Here is a 3,432-nt window from a genome sequence, read left to right as displayed (position 1 = left end):
CACGTAGATTCCGGCGGCGTCCTACTCTCCCACACCCCTTCGAGTGCAGTACCATCGGCGCTGGAGAGCTTAGCTTCCGGGTTCGGAATGAGACCGGGCGTTTCCTCTCCGCCAAGACCACCGGAAAACCATCGAACCCGACAATCACGGGTCGTTCGGTGAACCAGAAATCACATGCGGTGATTCAATTATCAAACGGGTTCCCCGAAACCGATTGCGGTTCGGGAACCACACAGTGGACGCGTAGCAACTGAGGACAAGTCCTCGGCCTATTAGTACCGGTCAGCTCCACCCCTTACAGGGCTTCCACACCCGGCCTATCAACCCGATCGTCTCTCGGGGGCCTTACCCAACCGAAGTTGGTGGGAGTCCTCATCTCGAAGCAAGCTTCCCGCTTAGATGCTTTCAGCGGTTATCCCTCCCGAACGTAGCCAACCAGCCATGCCCTTGGCAGAACAACTGGCACACCAGAGGTTCGTCCGTCCCGGTCCTCTCGTACTAGGGACAGCCCTTCTCAAGACTCCTACGCGCACAGCGGATAGGGACCGAACTGTCTCACGACGTTCTAAACCCAGCTCGCGTACCGCTTTAATGGGCGAACAGCCCAACCCTTGGGACCTACTCCAGCCCCAGGATGCGACGAGCCGACATCGAGGTGCCAAACCATCCCGTCGATATGGACTCTTGGGGAAGATCAGCCTGTTATCCCCGGGGTACCTTTTATCCGTTGAGCGACGGCGCTTCCACAAGCCACCGCCGGATCACTAGTCCCTGCTTTCGCACCTGCTCGACCTGTCGGTCTCACAGTCAAGCTCCCTTGTGCACTTACACTCGACACCTGATTGCCAACCAGGATGAGGGAACCTTTGGGCGCCTCCGTTACCCTTTAGGAGGCAACCGCCCCAGTTAAACTACCCATCAGACACTGTCCCTGATCCGGATCACGGACCCAGGTTAGACATCCAGCACGACCAGAGTGGTATTTCAACGACGACTCCACGAACACTGGCGTGTCCGCTTCAAAGTCTCCCACCTATCCTACACAAGCCGAACCGAACACCAATATCAAACTATAGTAAAGGTCCCGGGGTCTTTCCGTCCTGCTGCGCGAAACGAGCATCTTTACTCGTAGTGCAATTTCACCGGGCCTGTGGTTGAGACAGTCGAGAAGTCGTTACGCCATTCGTGCAGGTCGGAACTTACCCGACAAGGAATTTCGCTACCTTAGGATGGTTATAGTTACCACCGCCGTTTACTGGCGCTTAAGTTCTCAGCCTCGCCCCGAAGAGCTAACCGGTCCCCTTAACGTTCCAGCACCGGGCAGGCGTCAGTCCGTATACATCGTCTTACGACTTCGCACGGACCTGTGTTTTTAGTAAACAGTCGCTTCTCGCTGGTCTCTGCGGCCACCACCAGCTCGGAGAGCAAGTCTCCTCACCAACAATGGCCCCCCTTCTCCCGAAGTTACGGGGGCATTTTGCCGAGTTCCTTAACCACAGTTCACCCGAACGCCTTAGTATTCTCTACCTGACCACCTGAGTCGGTTTGGGGTACGGGCCGCCACGACACTCGCTAGAGGCTTTTCTCGGCAGCATAGGATCATCCACTTCCCCACAATCGGGTCGGCATCAGGTCTCAGGCTCGTGTTGTGCGGATTTGCCTACACAACGCCCTACACCCTTACCCCGGGACTACCACCGCCCGGGCTGGACTACCTTCCTGCGTCACCCCATCGCTCACCTACTACCCGATTGGTTCGGCGGCTCCACCAAAACCGTTCACCCGAAGGATCCCGGCGGCTTCACGGCCTTAACATCACGAGGTTCAGCGCTGGCGCATCGTAGCGGGTACGGGAATATCAACCCGTTGTCCATCGACTACGCCTGTCGGCCTCGCCTTAGGTCCCGACTTACCCTGGGCGGATTAGCCTGCCCCAGGAACCCTTGGTCATCCGGCGCACACGTTTCTCACGTGTGATTCGCTACTCATGCCTGCATTCTCACTCGTGCAGCGTCCACCACTGGTTTCCACCGCGACTTCACTCGCTGCACGACGCTCCCCTACCCATCCGTACGCCTGAACCACGAAGGCTTGGCTGTATGTACGAATGACACGACTTCGGCGGTGCGCTTGAGCCCCGCTACATTATCGGCGCGGAATCACTTGACCAGTGAGCTATTACGCACTCTTTCAAGGGTGGCTGCTTCTAAGCCAACCTCCTGGTTGTCTCTGCGACTCCACATCCTTTCCCACTTAGCGCACGCTTGGGGGCCTTAGTCGGTGCTCTGGGCTGTTTCCCTCTCGACCACGGAGCTTATCCCCCGCAGTCTCACTGCCGCGCTCTCACTTACCGGCATTCGGAGTTTGGCTTATCTCAGTAACCTGGTGAGGCCCATCAACAATCCAGTGCTCTACCTCCGGCAAGAAACACACGACGCTGCACCTAAATGCATTTCGGGGAGAACCAGCTATCACGGAGTTTGATTGGCCTTTCACCCCTAACCACAGGTCATCCCCCAGGTTTTCAACCCTGGTGGGTTCGGGCCTCCACACGGTCTTACCCGCGCTTCACCCTGCCCATGGCTAGATCACTCCGCTTCGGGTCTTGGGCGCGCGACTCAATCGCCCTGTTCGGACTCGCTTTCGCTACGGCTACCCCACACGGGTTAACCTCGCCACACACCGCAAACTCGCAGGCTCATTCTTCAAAAGGCACGCAGTCACGGCCACCCACGACTAAACGCGGATGACGACGCTCCCACGGCTTGTAGGCACACGGTTTCAGGTACTATTTCACTCCCCTCCCGGGGTACTTTTCACCTTTCCCTCACGGTACTAGTCCGCTATCGGTCACCAGGGAATATTTAGGCTTAGCGGGTGGTCCCGCCGGATTCACACGGGATTTCTCGGGCCCCGTGCTACTTGGGAAATGCGCAAGCAAGCCGCACATGTTTCGTCTACGGGGGTCTTACCCTCTACGCCGGACCTTTCGCATGTCCTTCGACTACATGTACGGTTTCTGACTCGCCGACCGGCCGGCAGACCGATCAAGCACACTCCCACGACCCCGATCACGCAACCCCTGCCGGGTATCACACGTGAACGGTTTAGCCTCATCCGATTTCGCTCGCCACTACTCTCGGAATCACGGTTGTTTTCTCTTCCTGCGGGTACTGAGATGTTTCACTTCCCCGCGTTCCCTCCACACACCCTATATATTCAGGTGCGGGTGACAGCCCATGACGACTGCCGGGTTTCCCCATTCGGACACCCCCGGATCACAGCTCGGTTGACAGCTCCCCGGGGCCTATCGCGGCCTCCCACGTCCTTCATCGGTTCCTGGTACCTAGGCATCCACCGTGCGCCCTTAACAACTTGGCCACAGATGCTCGCGTCCACTGTGCAGTTCTCAAACAACAACCGATTCCCACG

The 3,432-nt window shown here is 57.8% G+C and carries 2 rRNA genes; both read right to left on the bottom strand.

Going from position 1 to position 3,432, the window contains the following annotated elements:
• Window positions 1–8 precede the first annotated feature (8 nt).
• A 5S ribosomal RNA gene (rrf, locus tag ACIBM5_RS47025) occupies window positions 9–125 on the bottom strand.
• 127 nt (window positions 126–252) lie between these two features.
• Window positions 253–3,381: ribosomal RNA gene (locus ACIBM5_RS47020) — 23S ribosomal RNA — on the bottom strand.
• Window positions 3,382–3,432 lie beyond the last annotated feature (51 nt).

The organism is Embleya sp. NPDC050493 (assembly GCF_044458105.1).
In the GTDB taxonomy this organism is placed as follows: domain Bacteria; phylum Actinomycetota; class Actinomycetes; order Streptomycetales; family Streptomycetaceae; genus Embleya.
The sequence above is the reverse complement of the archived record's forward strand: the minus strand, read 5'-3'. Positions and strand labels throughout refer to the sequence as shown.